The organism is Dyadobacter sp. 22481 (genome assembly GCF_052044875.1).
GTDB classification, from domain to species: Bacteria; Bacteroidota; Bacteroidia; order Cytophagales; family Spirosomataceae; genus Dyadobacter; species Dyadobacter endophyticus.
In genome coordinates this window covers 572169-589176 of record NZ_JBQENV010000003.1, presented here as the reverse complement: position 1 = coordinate 589176, position 17008 = coordinate 572169, and the positions used below count along the sequence as shown (strand labels likewise).

Annotated in this window: 9 protein-coding genes; 7 read left to right on the top strand and 2 right to left on the bottom strand. The window is 45.7% G+C overall.

Going from position 1 to position 17008, the window contains the following annotated elements:
- Positions 1-299 precede the first annotated feature (299 nt).
- Both ACTJJJ_RS21190 and ACTJJJ_RS21185 read left to right on the top strand, forming a co-directional pair.
- Complete coding sequence (locus ACTJJJ_RS21190) at positions 300-6296, top strand: SBBP repeat-containing protein (RefSeq protein ID WP_440702965.1); 5997 nt, start codon at positions 300-302, stop codon at positions 6294-6296.
- Between the two features lie 117 nt (positions 6297-6413).
- Entirely contained in the window at positions 6414-6866 is a 453-nt protein-coding gene (locus tag ACTJJJ_RS21185) for a hypothetical protein (RefSeq protein ID WP_440702964.1), read from the top strand.
- 352 nt (positions 6867-7218) lie between these two features.
- Here ACTJJJ_RS21185 and ACTJJJ_RS21180 read toward each other — a convergent pair.
- Positions 7219-8297 (bottom strand): IS3 family transposase gene (locus tag ACTJJJ_RS21180; protein ID WP_440702963.1). Its coding sequence is split into 2 segments (ribosomal slippage): positions 7219-8051 and positions 8051-8297, totalling 1080 coding nucleotides; the frame shifts between segments, so codons are not numbered across the junction.
- A gap of 75 nt (positions 8298-8372) precedes the next feature.
- On the opposite strand from ACTJJJ_RS21180, the gene ACTJJJ_RS21175 reads away from it, so the two are divergent.
- The 3 genes from ACTJJJ_RS21175 to ACTJJJ_RS21165 all read left to right on the top strand — a co-directional run bounded on the left by ACTJJJ_RS21175 (position 8373) and on the right by ACTJJJ_RS21165 (position 12820).
- Positions 8373-8690 carry a hypothetical protein gene (locus tag ACTJJJ_RS21175; protein WP_440702962.1) on the top strand — a complete coding sequence of 106 codons (318 nt, stop codon included), beginning with the start codon at positions 8373-8375 and terminating at the stop codon, positions 8688-8690.
- Between the two features lie 381 nt (positions 8691-9071).
- The gene (locus tag ACTJJJ_RS21170) at positions 9072-11978 is read left to right on the top strand and encodes a S8 family serine peptidase (RefSeq protein WP_440702961.1); all 2907 of its coding nucleotides are present in this window, start codon (positions 9072-9074) and stop codon (positions 11976-11978) included.
- 668 nt (positions 11979-12646) lie between these two features.
- Complete coding sequence (locus ACTJJJ_RS21165) at positions 12647-12820, top strand: integrase core domain-containing protein (protein ID WP_440703474.1); 174 nt, start codon at positions 12647-12649, stop codon at positions 12818-12820.
- Positions 12821-13055: 235 nt separating this feature from the next.
- Here the strand turns inward: ACTJJJ_RS21165 and ACTJJJ_RS21160 are convergent, their stop codons facing one another.
- Complete coding sequence (locus tag ACTJJJ_RS21160; RefSeq protein WP_440702960.1) at positions 13056-14276, bottom strand: site-specific integrase; 1221 nt, start codon at positions 14274-14276, stop codon at positions 13056-13058.
- Positions 14277-14684: 408 nt separating this feature from the next.
- On the opposite strand from ACTJJJ_RS21160, the gene ACTJJJ_RS21155 reads away from it, so the two are divergent.
- Both ACTJJJ_RS21155 and ACTJJJ_RS21150 read left to right on the top strand, forming a co-directional pair.
- The gene (locus ACTJJJ_RS21155; RefSeq protein ID WP_440702959.1) at positions 14685-15980 is read left to right on the top strand and encodes a phage integrase SAM-like domain-containing protein; all 1296 of its coding nucleotides are present in this window, start codon (positions 14685-14687) and stop codon (positions 15978-15980) included.
- On the top strand, positions 15977-16999 hold the full coding sequence (locus tag ACTJJJ_RS21150) for a hypothetical protein (RefSeq protein WP_440702958.1): 1023 nt from the start codon (positions 15977-15979) through the stop codon (positions 16997-16999). Before ACTJJJ_RS21155 ends, ACTJJJ_RS21150 begins: the two co-directional genes overlap by 4 nt.
- Positions 17000-17008 lie beyond the last annotated feature (9 nt).

Genomic DNA, 17008 nt, shown 5'->3' with positions numbered 1-17008 from the left:
GACACCTACCAAAGAAGATCAGTCACATAACTGCTCCATTAGCCATGGAATGCAGAACAGGATAGCTATGTCCTTTCCGGTTCTGCACGGATCCTTACACTACACACACGCTGGGGCCTTCTATACACACACTACCTCATTGTCCATTTAAACCTGGTTGCCTATGCAGAATCCCCCAAATGAGAGTACCGGTTATTTTTTTTAAACAAATCCCAATATGAAAAAAAACACTATTCACTTAGAGGAGGCAGGCTATACGATGCCGTACTCACTGATTTTTAACCTAATCCCGACGGTTTATGAAAACAATTAGACTTTTAAAATCTATGCTGCTGGCCATGCTGATGCTGGCTGGTTTTGGCGTTAGAGCCCAGGATGTGGGGCTGGATTGGGCTAAGGCTTTTCAACCTGCCAATACTACCTCAGATGTACGCCCCTACGGTGTCGGAACGGATGCAAACGGAAATGTGTATGTGAGCGGGCATTTCAATGGGACCGCAGATTTTAACCCCGGGGCGGGCGTGTTCAATTTAACTTCGCCATCAGCCGCAGGAATATTCAATGCAAGCGCATTCTTTGTAAAGCTTGACAAGTACGGCAACTTTATCTGGGCAAAGCAAATTGGCGCTGCTCTAAGCTCTGTGACTGCTTATGCGATTAAAGTCGATGCGGCGGGTAACATTTATGCAGTTGGGGAATTTGGTCAAACAATAGACTTCAATCCAAACGCAGGGGTTAATAACCTGACTTCGGCAGCAGGTAGTGCTGACGGCTATATTTTAAAGCTGGACACCAATGGCAATTACGTATGGGCCCAGCGTATGGGTGGTGGTGCTAGTGAATCTGGCTACGATGTCGATGTAGATGCGGCCGGAAACGTGTTTGTTGTTGGCTATATCGGTTCGGGGACATCGACTTTTGGCCCGGGTACGACTTTCAGCGTGACATCGGCTGGCGGTAATGATGGCTTCGCTGCTAAACTAAACCCATCGGGTGCTTTCCAATGGGTCAGAAGAATCGGAAGTACTGGCTTTGATACAGTAGACGCTGTGGATGTTGATGCCGCAGGAAATGTTTACATCGGTGGGCCCTTAGCAGGAAACACCACTGGTATGGCGACCCTGGGCGCCGGCGGGTTTGTAATCAAACTCAATACCAGCGGAACGACGCAGTGGTCCTATTCAGCTCCTGATCCGGGCAGATACCGCGGAGTTGCTGTGGATAGCGACGGAAATGTGTACGCCGCTGGAACAGGGACGGACAAAGTGGTCAAGCTAAACAGCAGCGGCACCAGGGTGTGGGCCAAGAAACTCGGCACCTGGGTATATAAGTTAAAAGTTGGCCCGGACAACAATGTGTACACCACTGGTTATTATGACGGAGCGGCCACTAACTTCGGTTCGTTTACCTTGCCTGCCACTGGTGATAAAGATGTGTTTGCAGCCGGGCTGAATGCCGCGGGGGATGTTCTATGGGCCAAGCCTTTTGGTGGAGCTGGAGAAGATCTATCATATTATCTGTCCGCAGACGTGTCTGGGGAGGTACTCGTAACGGGCAACTTCCAGCAGACTGTTGATTTTGATCCCAGCTCATGTGTTTTTAATTTGACGACTACATCAACTCCGGGCGACTGGGGGGGCTATGTTTTCAAGCTTACCAGCAACGCCTTACCACCTGATTTTGCCGTGGCTTCAAGCACAATCGCGCCTTTGACACAGCAGGCGTGCAGCTTAGGAATACCTAATGTGATTACGGGTAGCGCGGTGGGAATTACAGCTCCTACAGGTTACAATACCACCATCGGTTATCAGTGGCAGAAATCAACCAGCGCCACAGGGCCCTGGGAGGATATGCCGGGAGAAGTCTTCAAAGACCTGCAGCCGCTGGCTTCCAGTGAATCCCTTTTTTACAGACGTCTGATCAAGGCTGAAACCAAGTTCTGCGGCGTGTTTCAAACGATGGATTCTTCTGCGGTCGCTTCGGTAACGATCGGCACCAACACGGCCCCATCTGCCAATGCCGACGGCCCCCAGTGGTTTGTCTGCGCAGCAGGCACCAACACGGTCGCTCTCAGCGGTTCTGCGGCCGGAGGCTCAGGAAGCTTTACTTATCAGTGGTACCAGGGCAGCACCAATGGCGGAACGCTCGTGGCCAGTACAGCTAATTACACGACAACACCCGTTACCCAGGCGACCACCTACACCTTGAAAGTAACCGATGCGGCCGGTTGTATCGATACAGACCAGGTGACTATCGTCCCTGCTGTTGCCAACGCAGGTCCTAACGTATCATTCTGCCAGGGCAGTGGTGGCGTACAGATTGGAACGGCGCCTGTCGCAAGCCCGTCTGTCAAATATGCGTGGACACGTGTTTCGGGTGATCCCATTGCGAGTCTAAGCTGTACTACCTGCGCGCAACCGATCGCTGATCCCGCAGCTGTGACAATATATCGTTTGACGGTAACGACCACTAAAAAAGATGGGACTACCTGTACGACCACGGACGACGTAACCATCACCCCGGTAACTGCGCCAGGCAACGTATTGGCTTTTGGTGGACCCGATAAGACCATTTGCGTCAATTCAAATACCGTATTAGGGGTTGCTACCGACGCCACATATACTTATACCTGGTCACCAGGACAGTTTTTGAACAATACTGCCATTGCCAAACCTACATTCACAGCCGGTTCATCCGGTATAGATCCTTGCTCAGTCAACTACACTGTGACAGCTGTTAAGAGTGGCTGTGCTTTCGTGGACGAAGTCAAAGTTTCTGTGATCAACTCTGAAACTGCCGATTCGGGCGACACCGAATGCGGACCGCGCTGGGTAACCCATGAAGGTTTCCCTAACTGCCCTGAGGCAGTTTACACATGGAGCATTGTTAGCGGTAACGGTGTCATATTAAGCACCCGCAACGGGGGCGAAGACGCTTACCTGAAAAGCAATGTAGGTACCACTAAGTTCCGCCGCTCGGTAACACTTAACGGCGTCACCTGCTTTTCGGATGTAGATATTTATATCTGCGGAGATGGCTGCGATGTGGAGATCGAGACGATCTCATCCCAAGGATGCCCTAAGGTGTTCCCTGGCGAGCAGCTGCGTCTGGCACCAAAGAACGTCGTCCATCCGGATGAATGGAACTATCAATGGTCTCCTGCCCACCTGGTCGACAATCCGACAGCCAAGGAAGTTAATGTATTGACCAGCAGTCCTGCTACACTTACCTTGACTATCACCAACAAGTTCGATGCTTCGCTCACGTGCTCTGAATCTATTGACCTGAATCCGGCCGGTGCTACCCAGCCGACCATTGTTCTCAATGATAAAAGCATTTGCTTCAACACCCCGACTGCTATTGGCAGCCCTGTAAGTGGCGGTTTTAAATACACCTGGACACCCTCTACCGGTTTGAGCAGCACGTCAGTGAATAACCCTATGGCTACACTGACCGAAGACCAGGAATACATCGTAGAGATTGAGGACACACAGTTTGGCTGCAAAATGATCGATACGGTTAAAGTCACAGTTGCGCAGGTTGTAGCCGATGCGGGCATAGACCGCGCGATCTGTAACGGTGCAACTGTCACCTTGGGTGCTCCCGCACCGGCAAATACCAACTGGACTTACAGCTGGCAACCCTCTGGTGCCGCCTGGACCAATGGGACCAATGCAACTATGCCACAGCCACAAGTTGAATTCTCGGCTACCGGAAACCAGGTTTTCAGGTTGACGGTAACTGATCCTGCTTCGGGTTGTATGGCCATGGATTCGGTGACGCTTAAAAACGATCTGACCCCTGGTGAATACACTGGCAGCTCGGTAACGATATGTGAAGGGGAAGAAATACAGCTTGGCAAAGACCCTATACCGGGCGCTTCTTATCTGTGGACTGGTCCAGGGCTGAGCTGCACGACTTGTAGCAATCCGGTTGCCACGCCTACGTCTACTACCACTTATAATTTGCAGATAAGCTACCCCGGCTGTTCGGCCCCGATGATGGATGCGGTCACCGTGACAGTCAATGAAATCCCTGAGGTGGCTTTGAAGGATGTTTATGCCTGTGCAGCGGGTCCGGTAGCGATCGGTTTTGGTGCCGGCGGCAACCCGGCAGCACCCGCAGGAGCCACCTACCTTTGGTCGCCTTCTCAGGGACTAAGCAGCGCAACTGCGGCTAACCCGACGGCCAACGTAACCGTGCACACCACTTACGCGGTCGTAGTGACATTACCAAGCGGATGTAGTTTCACTGATGAGCTGGATGTGATCCCAACCTCGGCGTCAGCAGGCAGCGACGCGGCTATCTGCTCCGGTGAGGCTACCCAGATTGGCAACCCTGCTATACCAGGTGCCACATACGCCTGGACCGGTGCAGGCATCGTCGGAGCGGCAAACGTGGCCCAGCCCACCGTGAAGCCGGCAGTAACGACAACCTATTCGGTTACGGTAACATTGAACGGCTGTCCTCGAACCGACCAAGTCGTCGTGACGGTCAACACGCCTGCTGCTTTCAACATCTCAGGTAATACAACGATCTGCGTTGGCGGCAGTACCACACTTAGCCTGGTAGGCTCCCCGGCACCCAATACGACCTGGCAATGGAGCCCAACAATCGGAGTAAGTAATCCAACAGGTACATCCACAACGGTTACAACGGCGCAGACTCAGACTTACCGTCTGACGCAGACCAACCTGACAACCGGCTGCAGTAACTTCAAAGAAGTGGTAGTGGTTGTAAAACCCAACACGATTTCGGCCAGCACTACGCCGCTTGCGGTTTGTGACGGGGTGGCTACTGCGCTTCCGTTGACAGTGATTTCGACAGGTAGTTACCAATATGTATGGAGTCCTTCCACAGGTCTTTCCAATGCATTCGTGGCTACTCCGACGGTGACCACATCCACTAACAAAAATTATAATGTCGTGATCACCGACACACAGTCACAATGCCAGCTGGCATTGTCGGTACCGGTAACCGTTCGCCCTGGCACTGAATGCCTTCCACCGGTTGCTTTGAGGGGAAATGTTTTTCATGATGCCAATGCGCTGAAAGATGTGACCGTCAATAAGACAGTGCCGACCCCGATACCAACCCTGTATGTGTCGCTTTTGGATACTATTGGAACAGTACTGGAAACGGTTCCGGTGAATGCCGACGGGAGCTATGACTTCGGGTTGACGGCTGCTGGTACCTACAACATCGCATTGCACCAGAATCTGGCAGGATCGGCAACTCCGAATCTTCCGGCAGGATGGATGAACACAGGTGAAAACCTGGGTGCAGGCGTGGGAAGCGACGCAGGTGTAAATGGTATCCTGACCACGGTAACGGTACGGAACGTGGATGTTACCGATGCGAACTTCGGTATCCAGCAGCCTCCTCTGGCCGAGCCCAAAATCTATATCATCGACCAGCCTGTCGTAAACCAAGAAATTCCTTTGAACAGCACGCTCGTGAGCACAGGTGCGGGTACTTCCTCACCCGCCCAGATGACAGGCACTGACCCTGAGGATGGCATTTTGACTGGGGCTAACAAGGACAAAACGGTGGTAATCATCACTTTGGCAGACCGTGGTGAGCTATGGTATAACGGAGTGCTGGTCAAAACAGGACAGGTGATCCCTAACTATGACCCTGCACTGATGATATTCAAAGCCACGGGCTTGGGTTATACCAATATCACCTATGAATATGCCTATAAAGATCAGGCAGGTGTACAATCGCCACCTACCACCTACAAGATCAGTTGGGGCAAGCCGCTTCCGGTTACCTTGGTGCGCTTTGAAGCCAAGGCGGTTGAGCATGCAGCCCAGCTCAGCTGGACGACCACTGCCGAATCCAATAGCGACCGTTTTGAAGTGGAACGCAGTTTGAATGGCAAGAAATGGGAGAAGATCGGAACGGTCAATGCCCAGGGCGAAAGCGCAGCGACTGTTGATTACAGCTTCAGAGATCTTACCCCTGCGGGCTCAGACAATTATTATCGTCTGAAAATGATCGACCGCGACCTGACTTTCACTTACAGCGGTATCCGCTCGGTGAGCTTTGAAGTTGCTTTTGAAACCAGCATCTTCCCTAATCCGGCAGCTGACAAGGTAAACTTGAAAGTGACAGACTGGAAAAAGGTAGCATCGGTCAAAATCAACAATCTGGCTGGTGTGAATGTATACCAGTCAGGCCGGATTACCTCTGAGGTGATCGATGTGAAAAGCCTGCCACAGGGAACATATATATTGGTTGTTACTCATGTGGATGGATCCTTTTATAGCCACAAGTTGGTTCACATTAAATAAAAGGTGAACTAGGCACGCAAAAATGCACTTGCCCGTCAGCTTGCCAATTTTGGCCGGTTGGCGGGCAGGTGTCTTTGTAGGTTATCCCTCTATCAACCCGCTATTCAAATTTGAAAAATGATCAAGGCTTTAATCGTTCATGACCTCTCGCTTAGCTTTATCGGCGTTCTGGCTGTATTGAAAACAGCATTGGGAAAACAGTCTAAAATTCAGGTTGCCAGTTCAAGCCAGGTTTTTGACAAGTTGACTGGTAACTTCAAACCGGACCTGGTAATTCTTGGACTTCGTAAAGTGCCAGTCATGAACCGCGCTTATATCAAGGAAAAAATTTTCCAGGCTTATCCGGCCGTTCCCATCATTATCTATTACGACCATGTTGTACTCAAATCCATTATTTCCTTTTCCCGACAAGGCGCCCTAGGGTTTATTTCAACAAATATGATTCCGGACGAACTATATGATTGTGTGCAAAGTGTCTTGAAGCATCAAATTTATATATGTGAAGAAACCAGTCAAAAATTGCTGAAAGCGTGGTTTGCAAAAAGAGGCAAGCACAAAATTACTAATTAAAGAAATGGATGGTCAAGGTATTTATTTGAGGTCACGCAAAGTGGTCGGCGAAAGCGTCGCCGACTCTACTACATGAAGTTCAAACGATGGATAGAACCATATACCAAGTTAACCCAACCAGACCGGCTAACCTGTGTAATGACCGTTTTAGCTGCTTCCGGGTATTGACTGCTCGCGAAAGATCAGTTACCAAACGGGGAATACAACACGAACGATCGACATGATTGAAGAACAACAAAGGGGGAATGTTGACTTTCAAGTTAAGTATTGAAGTGCGAAAGGAGTAGGGGTACAACTTTAGGGAGATTTTCTTGTGTTATTCCCTCTTTGATGATCAATTGTTGAATAGAGCCTATCCCGTTTGTTTAAACTCATCTGGTGTTAAAAAGCCAAGTGCTTGATGTGGTCTTTGAGTATTGTAGTCGTTAATCCAGTGTTCAACCACTTCTCGAACTTGTGGCAAACTTCGGAATAAATAAGCATTAAGAACCTCGCGACGAAAAGTGCCATTAAATCGTTCGATGTACGCATTCTGTGTCTGTTTGCCAGGCTGTATCCAACACAGTTCTATTTCATTTGATTCACACCATTCTGTCAACGCAATGCTGATAAACTCAGGTCCATTGTCGCATCGTAAGCAGTTCGGTTTGCCATGTGTTTCAATTGCCTGTTCCAGAAGCCGGACAACCCGCTTTGCAGGTAGGGAAAAGTCAATATCTATCCCCAGTGCTTGCCGATTGTAATCATCCAATACATTTAAGGTACGAAAACGACGTCCATCTTTCAATACGTCAGACATAAAGTCAAGCGACCAAACTTGGTTGAGCCCTGTTGGCTTTGCCAAGGGTTGTCGAATCCGATCTGGTAATCGCTTTTTCTTACGCCTAGGTAAATTCAAGCCTAATAAGCGATAAATACGCCAAATCCGCTTATGATTGAAAGAATATCCTTGTCGGCGCAGTCTGTAACGAATCTTCCAAAACCCCCAACCAGGATGGCGGTGTGCAATAGCTTGAATGGCCTGTTCAACTTCATTATCGGGTTGACGCTTGGATTGATAAGCAAACATCCGTCGGCTTAATCCTGCTAATCGGCAAGCTCGCTGCTTGCTAAAAGCTTTTGTTTTAACAATCCAATGCGCAAGCTGACGACGCTGCGCAGGCCCTACCACTTTTTTTTCAAAGCCTCTTTTACCACTTCATGCTCCAAACTCAACTCCGCATACATCTTTTTCAACCGCCTGTTTTCCTCTTCCAAATCCTTCATCCGTTTCAACTCTGAAACCTCCATACCACCATATCGTTGCCGCCAATTGTAAAAAGTACCTTCGCTGATTCCATGCTCACGGGTAATCTGAACAACTGTTTGCCCGTTTTGCTGCTGCTTTAGAATGGCCACGATCTGGGCCTCGCTGAATCGATTCTTTTTCATGTTCCCCTCCTTTTATGAAAATATAATCGGAAAGCTCCATTTATTCAACGATCACTTTTAGGGGAAGCTGACAACGTGATCTGCCGGTACGTAGAGGACTGGACGGCCCTAAAGGCGGGCACGCTGTGCATCGTGATCCTGGATGGCGAGCAGGACTTTGTATTTAAGAAGGTCACTGTTTTACCAGAAGGGAATAAAATGCTGTTGGAATCACTGAACCGGGCATATAAGCCTTACGAGGTCAGCGCAGGAGACGTGCTGGAAATCTGGAAGTTTCACAGCTATTTTTCCAAGGATGTGCCCGAGCGCGTTTCGGAGGTGCAGCATATTTCCAATGCGGTTACTGAGATTTTGCAACGGTTGAAAGTGATTGAAGAGAAGATTGAAATCTAATTATGCCAGAAATTAACGATATTAAAAGATTAAGTACCCTAGTTACCCTGAAATGAAAATAGAGCTTACATATGTTTTACTCCAACATTTCAAATATCATATTTTGTGGGCGATGGGGACTACAATGCATTGTAATCATGTAGAGTTAGGTTCTGTGGTACGAAATGTGGGCTAGTAGACCGATATACAACACAGCTATCGATTTGATTTGAACGCACTTCTCAGCGGACAGTTGTCAGAAATTTTTGTTTATTTGAAATTAGTCATCAAGTCACAATTCCATAACGCTTTTATCCTCGAAATAGTCACATGTGCATCCTTTACTATTTGTCCGATCGCTTCTTAATCTTTCTTCTGCTAGTATGTATAAGTTGTAAAGATGTGCCCGAGGGTGAAATTCAGCATTTCTCATCCACATTTGATGGCTGCAGTGTTGATTACACCAATGGAAAACGAACACTGAATTTCGTCAGACATATTATGCGGTCTACTGGCAAGATCGTGACAATTCAGTCCTCTTATGAGGCGAATGAACTCATAGTGCAGCTTCAGCAACAAAAGTCTATTCGCGATTTGACTACCTCTTTGGATTCACTAAATACCTTAGGACGAAAGCTTATCATTAAGGATAGTATCTTAAGTGATAAGATCTTTCTTCTAGCCCTTGACAGTTCCGGTATTGTTTCATCGAAAACGCTTGCTAAGCAGCTGATGAATTTGGGGTTATTTAGATATGCGGAACCCAATTACTCATTGTTTAACCAAGGAAATCAGCCGAATCAATATCAGTATTCAGTCGAAGCCCAAGAATGGGCACTATTTAACGGATCGATAAATCGCGTAAGCGGGAAATTTGATGCAGACATTGACGCGTTGGAAACGTTAAGTGCATTAAGGTATTCAGGTTCTAGACTTAACGACGTGACAGTAGCGGTTCTGGACGGAGGAATCAACCTATATCATCAAGCATTTAACGGTGCCATATGGATCAATAACGGCGAGATCCCTTCAAATGGAAAAGATGACGATTTAAACGGTTTTATTGATGATGTGAGCGCCTGGAATTTTCGAGATAATAGCGCAAATGTTAGCCCCGAAGACGACGGGCACGGAACCCATGTGTCTGGGATCATATCAGCGCGCAAACAGAAGGGTGGGGGGGCCACTGGTCTGGCTCAAAATGCTCGAATAATGATGTGTAAGACCGGTGGTTCTAAGCATGAGACGTTGGCGATCGTTAAAGCGCTAAAATATGCTAAAAGAATGGGAGCAAAGGTTGTGAATATGTCATTAGGATCATACGATTATTCTATTACCTTAAAAGATGCAGTAGAAGAGCTTATAAATGCCGACATACCATTGGTCGCTGCCGCTGGTAATGATGGTTTAGATATCATGCAGAATCCTGTTTATCCTGCCACACTAAACAAAGTTATTGCGGTCGCAAATAGTGACCGTTTCGACAATTTTTCTAATACATCAAATTATAGCCCTTCAATGTGTCGCATAGCGGCACCAGGAGATGACATATACTCAACTTTGCCTAATTATAATTATGGCTACAAAAGTGGTACTTCCATGTCTGCTCCTTTTGTTACGGCAACTATTGCTCTGCTGAAAGGCATTGATCCGCAAATAGCTTTATTAGACATCATCAGAAAACTTGACAATGGTGCGGATAGATTGGGAACGCTTAGAAATCGAGTGTTAGATGGTCAGCGTCTCAACGTATATAGAACACTTTTTCAGCCATCTGAAATAAAACATAACGGAGTTTTTTATAAGGACGAGATTGTAAATGGACGGTTTCGAAGTTCACTGAACCCATACGCTAATAGTAATGACCCTGGTATCGATGGAAAGACATATCAGACTGCGTTTCGTATTACAACTATGAAACAACTAATAGATATTAGAGACGAGGACTTGAATTCGCACTTCAGGATTATGAACAATTTAGATTGGAATAGTTTGCATCCAAATGACAAGCATACAATTGCAAAGACGTTCAATGGTGTGCTCCATGGAGATGGATTCACAATTAAGGGATTCGAATTGCTTACTGAATTACCTTGTGGCCTTTTTCTAAAACTCGGTTCAAATGCGATAGTTGAACACTTGCGATTTTCCGAGGCAAACATTAAGGGGAGTAGAAGAGTCGGAGTCTTAGCAGCTTCCATGCAAGGTAGCCAGATCAACGATGTCCATGTTGAGGGAACTGTGACTGGCCGTTCAGATACTGGGGGTTTAGTGGGTGAAAGCACTTTGGGACAATTCACCAACTGCTATTATGAAGGAACAATAAAAGAAAACACGAATCGTAACCTTTCTGGGTCTCAGATTGGCGGCATAACAGGTTCTGCTCTCAAAACCAATTTTTTCAATTGTCATGTTCAGGCCGAAATAAAAGCAGGAGAAAGAGCCAAAGAGATTGGCGGGATTGCTGGAAGAGCCGAGGGTAATTTAACTGAATGTTATTCCTATGTTTCTATAAGTGGAGATAAGGAGCTTGGCGGGCTTGTGGGGATACTTTTTGGGGGTTTGGTTTCTTACTCATATTCAGAAGGAGTGATAAATGGCGCTTCGAGCTTGGGTGGTTTGTTCGGTGTTGTCAGAGATTGTCGGCTTAAACATTGCTATTCGATTTCAACGATTTCTAGGCAATCTTATAGTGGCGCTTTAATTGGTAGGGGCCATTCGTTCAGCTTTGAAAAGTGTTATTACTACCGAGGAATGAATTATGAGGGTGGGGGAGGTTTACCAAGAGATCTTTATCAGCTACAGAGCCCAAGCAACTTTGATGGCTGGTTTTTGGACACAAAATGGCACAATACGGACTTCTTTAGCCCCGCAATTAGTAAGTTACCACGATCGCATAAGTTGTTTCCATTACATCAAATTCTTACAGTTGCTTCGCATTCCCCAAATTGGGTGAGCAATAATCAAAAAGAGATTGAGCGTACAATATGGACCTGGCTTGACTATCCCTTTGGTAATGCCGCGGCGATGAAAAATCGTTCATTAGTTTTAACGTCTGATGATAATATCCATATGAGTGTACGCTTTGAAAGTTATCGTGCATATACAAGAGTTCATCCTTGGGTTAAATTCGAGCTAACGAATGTTTCCGGAAATAAAATAGTTGATTGGATGGCAATCCAGTCATTTCCCATAAGATGTAATACGAATGAGAACCTTTCAAGATCAGTTAAAGTGCCGGGATTTTATCGTCACCTTTGGGGTGGTGACATGATTATACCACAAGTGTTTTTCGATTACTGTCGGTAATCGTTGACATTATTGTGGGTCGCCCACGTGAAGAGTAGCTGGAAGTTGCTGCAAAGTTATTTAAAGGAAAAAGTGTAACTTCTATTTAACATAGATAACTTATAGAAATGGGACAGGAGAGCGTATCTTCAGGTTAACTAAGCAATTATTAGGATTCTGAGATATAGAAAAGATGCCGGATTACTCGTGATATATGGTGGAACACATTAAGCAAAGGCTGCGTTCAAGAATTCTTTTCACTAATCTTCTTTGTAAAGACTAAAATCAAAATCCAGTTTATTACAAGCGTGGAAAATATGGCGCTCAAAGCTGCTAGCCAAAACCCGGATTCTTGTGGATTATTGCTCCACCTAAGACCAGGTGTAAAAATCATCACCATAAAATGTACTATCGTCAATATAATAGAAACATTTCTAACCTTCGTGTTATAAAATATTTTCATTGTTGTTTAATATTAACAGTTAGCGAGTCTCAAACCGGTCTTATCTTATCGTCGTTTCTGCGATTATGCAAGATAAAACCGGTTTTTATAAAAATCAACTACGGAGTTTATACAGCCAGGAACTTCCTTGAGTATTTGAGATTGCTCGGATAAAGAGGAGTCGTAGAATTAGGCTTAAGGGTACAAAAATTGCTAGCTTGAAAATTGTATTTAACATAATTAAAGTATAAAAACGCTGGAACAGCTACGTATTTTATCAGACAAATGGGTTGACAATTACAATTATAAGCATCCGCACAGATCAATGAAGGGACTAACACCAAATCAAAAGCGCGTACAACTGAAAGAAAGTGCCATGAAAAAAGAAAAATTAACCATTGCAATCAACAACCAAGTCTAAATCACAGCTCCTCTAAAAATGGGAAGCCTACAAATGCGGGGAAGCTTACATGGACAATTTAATGTAGTCTAAAGCAATTTGCTGGTTCGCCTTTATCGACTTCAAAAGGGTCTGATAGTTGGATATATGCTCAGTCATATTGATGTTCCACTTAGCAAGAAATGCGAACTCCGGAGACACCTTTCTCCGGAGTTTAAGCCATCTCTGCATCACTGCGTGGCGGACGAGAAAAATCTTATTGCGTGATAAGTACCTTTCTAAGTCTGGCCATGTCATCAGAAATCTTCTTGTCTACAATCTTGGCATAATGTTGAGTTGTTTTGATATTCCTATGTCCAAGCATCTTAGATACACTTTCGATGGGGACCCCGTTGGTTAATGTGATCGTTGTTGCAAAAGTATGTCGCGCCAGGTGAAACGTGATGACCTTGTTGATTCGGCAGACATCTCCAATTTCTTTCAGATACGAATTCATTTTTTGGTTCGATAGTACGGGAAGCAGCTTGTCCTTTGTGACACACTCAGGGGAACTGGCATATTTGTCAAGGACAATCTGAGCCATGGGTAAGATGGGGATACGAGATGGCGTATCCGTTTTTTGTCTCTTTATTGAAAGCCACTTCTCACCATCGACGCCATCAATGATTTCGGAACGTTTGAGCTTGAAAACATCGGCATAGGCTAGTCCGGTATAGCAGCAGAAGATGAAAATGTCCCTGACGTGTTCTAGTCGCTGGTTTTCAAAATCTTTATTCGAGATGTTTTGCAGTTCAACAGGTGTCAGTGCTTCTCTATTGACTTCCCTCAGCGAAATTTGAAAATTTGAGAATGGGTCTCGCATTAGCCAACCTTTTTTGACACAGATGATCACGATTTTCTTGAAGTTAGTCAAGTATTTCATCGCCGTGTTGTGGCCGAGACACTTTTCACTTTTTAACCAGAACGCGTACTCTGATATGAATTCGTAGTTAAGTTGGTTGATATCGAATTCAGACGTTTTATATTTCCATTCAATGAATGCCTTCGTGTGGTCGTATGAGGTTTTGTACCGACCGAGAGTTCCGAGAGCATAGTCACTGCCGACCATAAGTGCTAATTTGTCGTTATGGTCTTGGAAAATTTCGAGTATATCTTTCGATTTGTCTGAAACGCCGTTGATTCTGTTGCGAAGCTTTTCAGCAGTTAATTCGTTATTGTTCTCAAGCATCTGCTTTTGAATGTCATACACTTTAAGCTGCATGGAGTCTAGATAGCTATTCAACATACGGGCGTCTTCACGTGTCCCGTTCTTGCGGCCTGATACCGAATTCCACTTTTCTGGCTCGCACTCGCGCTTTGTGGAAATTTCGAATCGCTCACCATTAACCGTAATCCGCAGATAGATGGGCAGAACACCCTTAACATATCCACTTCTTTTTTTTAGGTAAAATAGCGTCGTGAGGTTTCTAGATAACATAATGATAGGTTTTAAGTGAATAAAGCTACTATCAATGCCGCCAGAAAATCAAGATGTTCATCTCGTGAACAGGCTGTGATTCAACTTGTTGTAGCTATTCTGGTGAGCAAATTTCTTGCCAAGGTCTTGCTCACCAAATGCTCACCAAAATATTGCGAATATTTGAATATTTTGACATAGCTACGAAAAAGAAAAAGCCTGTAAATGATTCATTTACAGGCTTTTGTTGCTTTTTGCTACTCTTATCAGCAGAGAGGAAGAGACTGAAACCTATATATTTTGCAGGATTTTTTAATATTGCTATATGCTTTATTTTTAGGTTATTATGACAATTTTAGGCTATTTAGGATTAGGTAATATTGTTTAATATTTACAAATTGTGTGTGTATGATAAAAGGATTACACACAATGAGCAATCAGGTTTTTGAGATTAAAAGGAGCATATCGTTTTTCCTCGAAAAGAGGAAGAGTGCGGACGGCTCCCTAATTGTTACCAACGTGCCGATCAGAATGTCGGTTTCGTTCGGCGGGAAACGAGTCATGTTTTTTGCGGGTGCCCGTGTGGATGAGAAGAAATGGGACGCGGCGAAGCAACGGGTGAAAAGCAACACCATTCATGCGAACGGCCAAACCCATGGCGACATCAACGATAAGTTGGCAAGGCTCGAAAATGGAATCCACGCATTTTTTAAGAGCTCCGAAGTGAACGAGGTTTATCCGACTTTAATAGAGCTTAAGGAAGAATTTAGTCGGCTTATGAATGATCGAGCCAAAAGAGCGGATACGTTCTTTACCGCCTTCGATGATTTCGTTAAGACTGTTGGGAGGGAGAATCACTGGGGGCCTGAAACATTCGAGAAGTTCGCGATACTAAAGAAACATCTGACCAGTTTTGATCCGGCGCTTAGTTTTGAGAAATTCGACGCCGAGCGTATAGCTGAATACGTTGCTTATCTTCGGGTAACTAGGAAGAACCGGAATACCACGATAGCAAAGAATATAGATTTTGTGAAGTGGTTTCTAAAATGGGCAGCCAAAAACGATTATCCTGTTACCAAATCTGCACTGGATTTCAAGCTGAAACTCAAGGGGGCGGACGGGTCGCTTAAAAAGGTGATATTCCTTTCCCTGGACGAGCTAAAATATCTGTACACGCTTGAAATCGAGGAGTCAAAAGGATATTTGCAGCGTGTTCGGGACGTGTTTGTGTTTTGCTGCTTCTCAGGGCTTCGTTATTCCGACGCTTATAACCTGAAAAAAGTCGACGATAAGGGCGACTGTATAGAGTTTGTAACTCAGAAAACTTCGGACCTGTTACGTGTTGAACTGAACAAGTATTCCAGGGCCATTTTAGACAAGTACAAGGAAGTGCCGTTTCCTGACGGGAAAGCCTTGCCAGTAATCACCAATCAAAAAATGAACGAGTATCTCAAAGAGCTCGGTAAATTGGCTAAGTTCAACGATCCGGAGACTATTGTCTATTTCCGCGGCTCCGAGAGAATCGAAGAAGTACACCCCAAACACGAACTTCTTTCAACTCACTGCGCCCGCAAAACCTTCGTGACAAACTTGATTTATATGGGTGTTTCTGACCACGTAATCCGGCAATGGACCGGGCACCGCGATAGTAAAAGCTTCGACGCGTACCACCGGATGGTGAATGAGATTAAAGCCCGCGAGATGTCAAAATTTGATAATATATGACAGGTCTACCCTTCCTAAATATTGATGAGAGTCATCCCGACCATGTAAGTGTGACCATCACCGACATTGTTGGATTTATAGAGCATTTGCAGAGCTCGATGCATGAACCTCGCTACACAGACGAGTGGCGTGAAAAAATTGATCGCATAACAGGCTTGATCAAGGAGTGCCAGATGCTAGGTCTACGCGGGATGTCTGTTCCAGATGGGGCGTCAGACTCTACGCAATCTGATTTTGATATCCCAGATTTTGAGATAGATCACGGCTATCAGCCTGACTTCGAAGACGAGGAGCTCAGGGAGTTGGCCGGAGCCGATCATCCACTTTACGGGCTTGCGGATTATGTGGAAAAATTTCTTTCGGTGGTCAAGAGGCAAGCAGCAGCTGATTTTTCGGAAATGGAACGCCGGCGCCGGGCTCACATAGAAGCATCACAAGATATAACTCAGCTTGTAGAGGCTCGCAGAAGGCTTGAGAGCGAAATTGCGTACGGTGAGTTACATCCGGCGTTTCAACGTGCGACGGAGGATATTACCAGCAAGATAAATTACTTGAAGGACCAGGCGCTTGCGCCCGAAGGGCAATGTGTGGCCGAGACGTTGGACGAGGAGGATAAACGGGCCTTTATGGATTATTTCACTACTGAGGGTACTAAGCTCATTCCTTTCATTGTGAAGGAATATTCAGGAACTACCATCGAGAAGCTTGTACCCCTGCTATTTTCATTGAGAGAGTTCATAGTATATAGATTTTATGAAACAAGGCAGCGGGGGTTCAGTAGGAAGGATTTTCTTGAGGCGATTAAAAAGGCCTTGTGCTCTGTTGGTAGCGAATCTGCTTTTGGTCGATCCATTGATGCGCATGAGGACGCCCTTGAAGCATACGATGAGTTTAAAAAGAAGTATAAAAGAGACCCGGAGCCGCGCGAGATGATTCCCCGTCATTACAAGTATATTAAATCCATTGACGATGCGGGACGAAAAAAAGGGGAGTGGCAAATAAAAATAAGGGAAGCATAGCGATCGAAG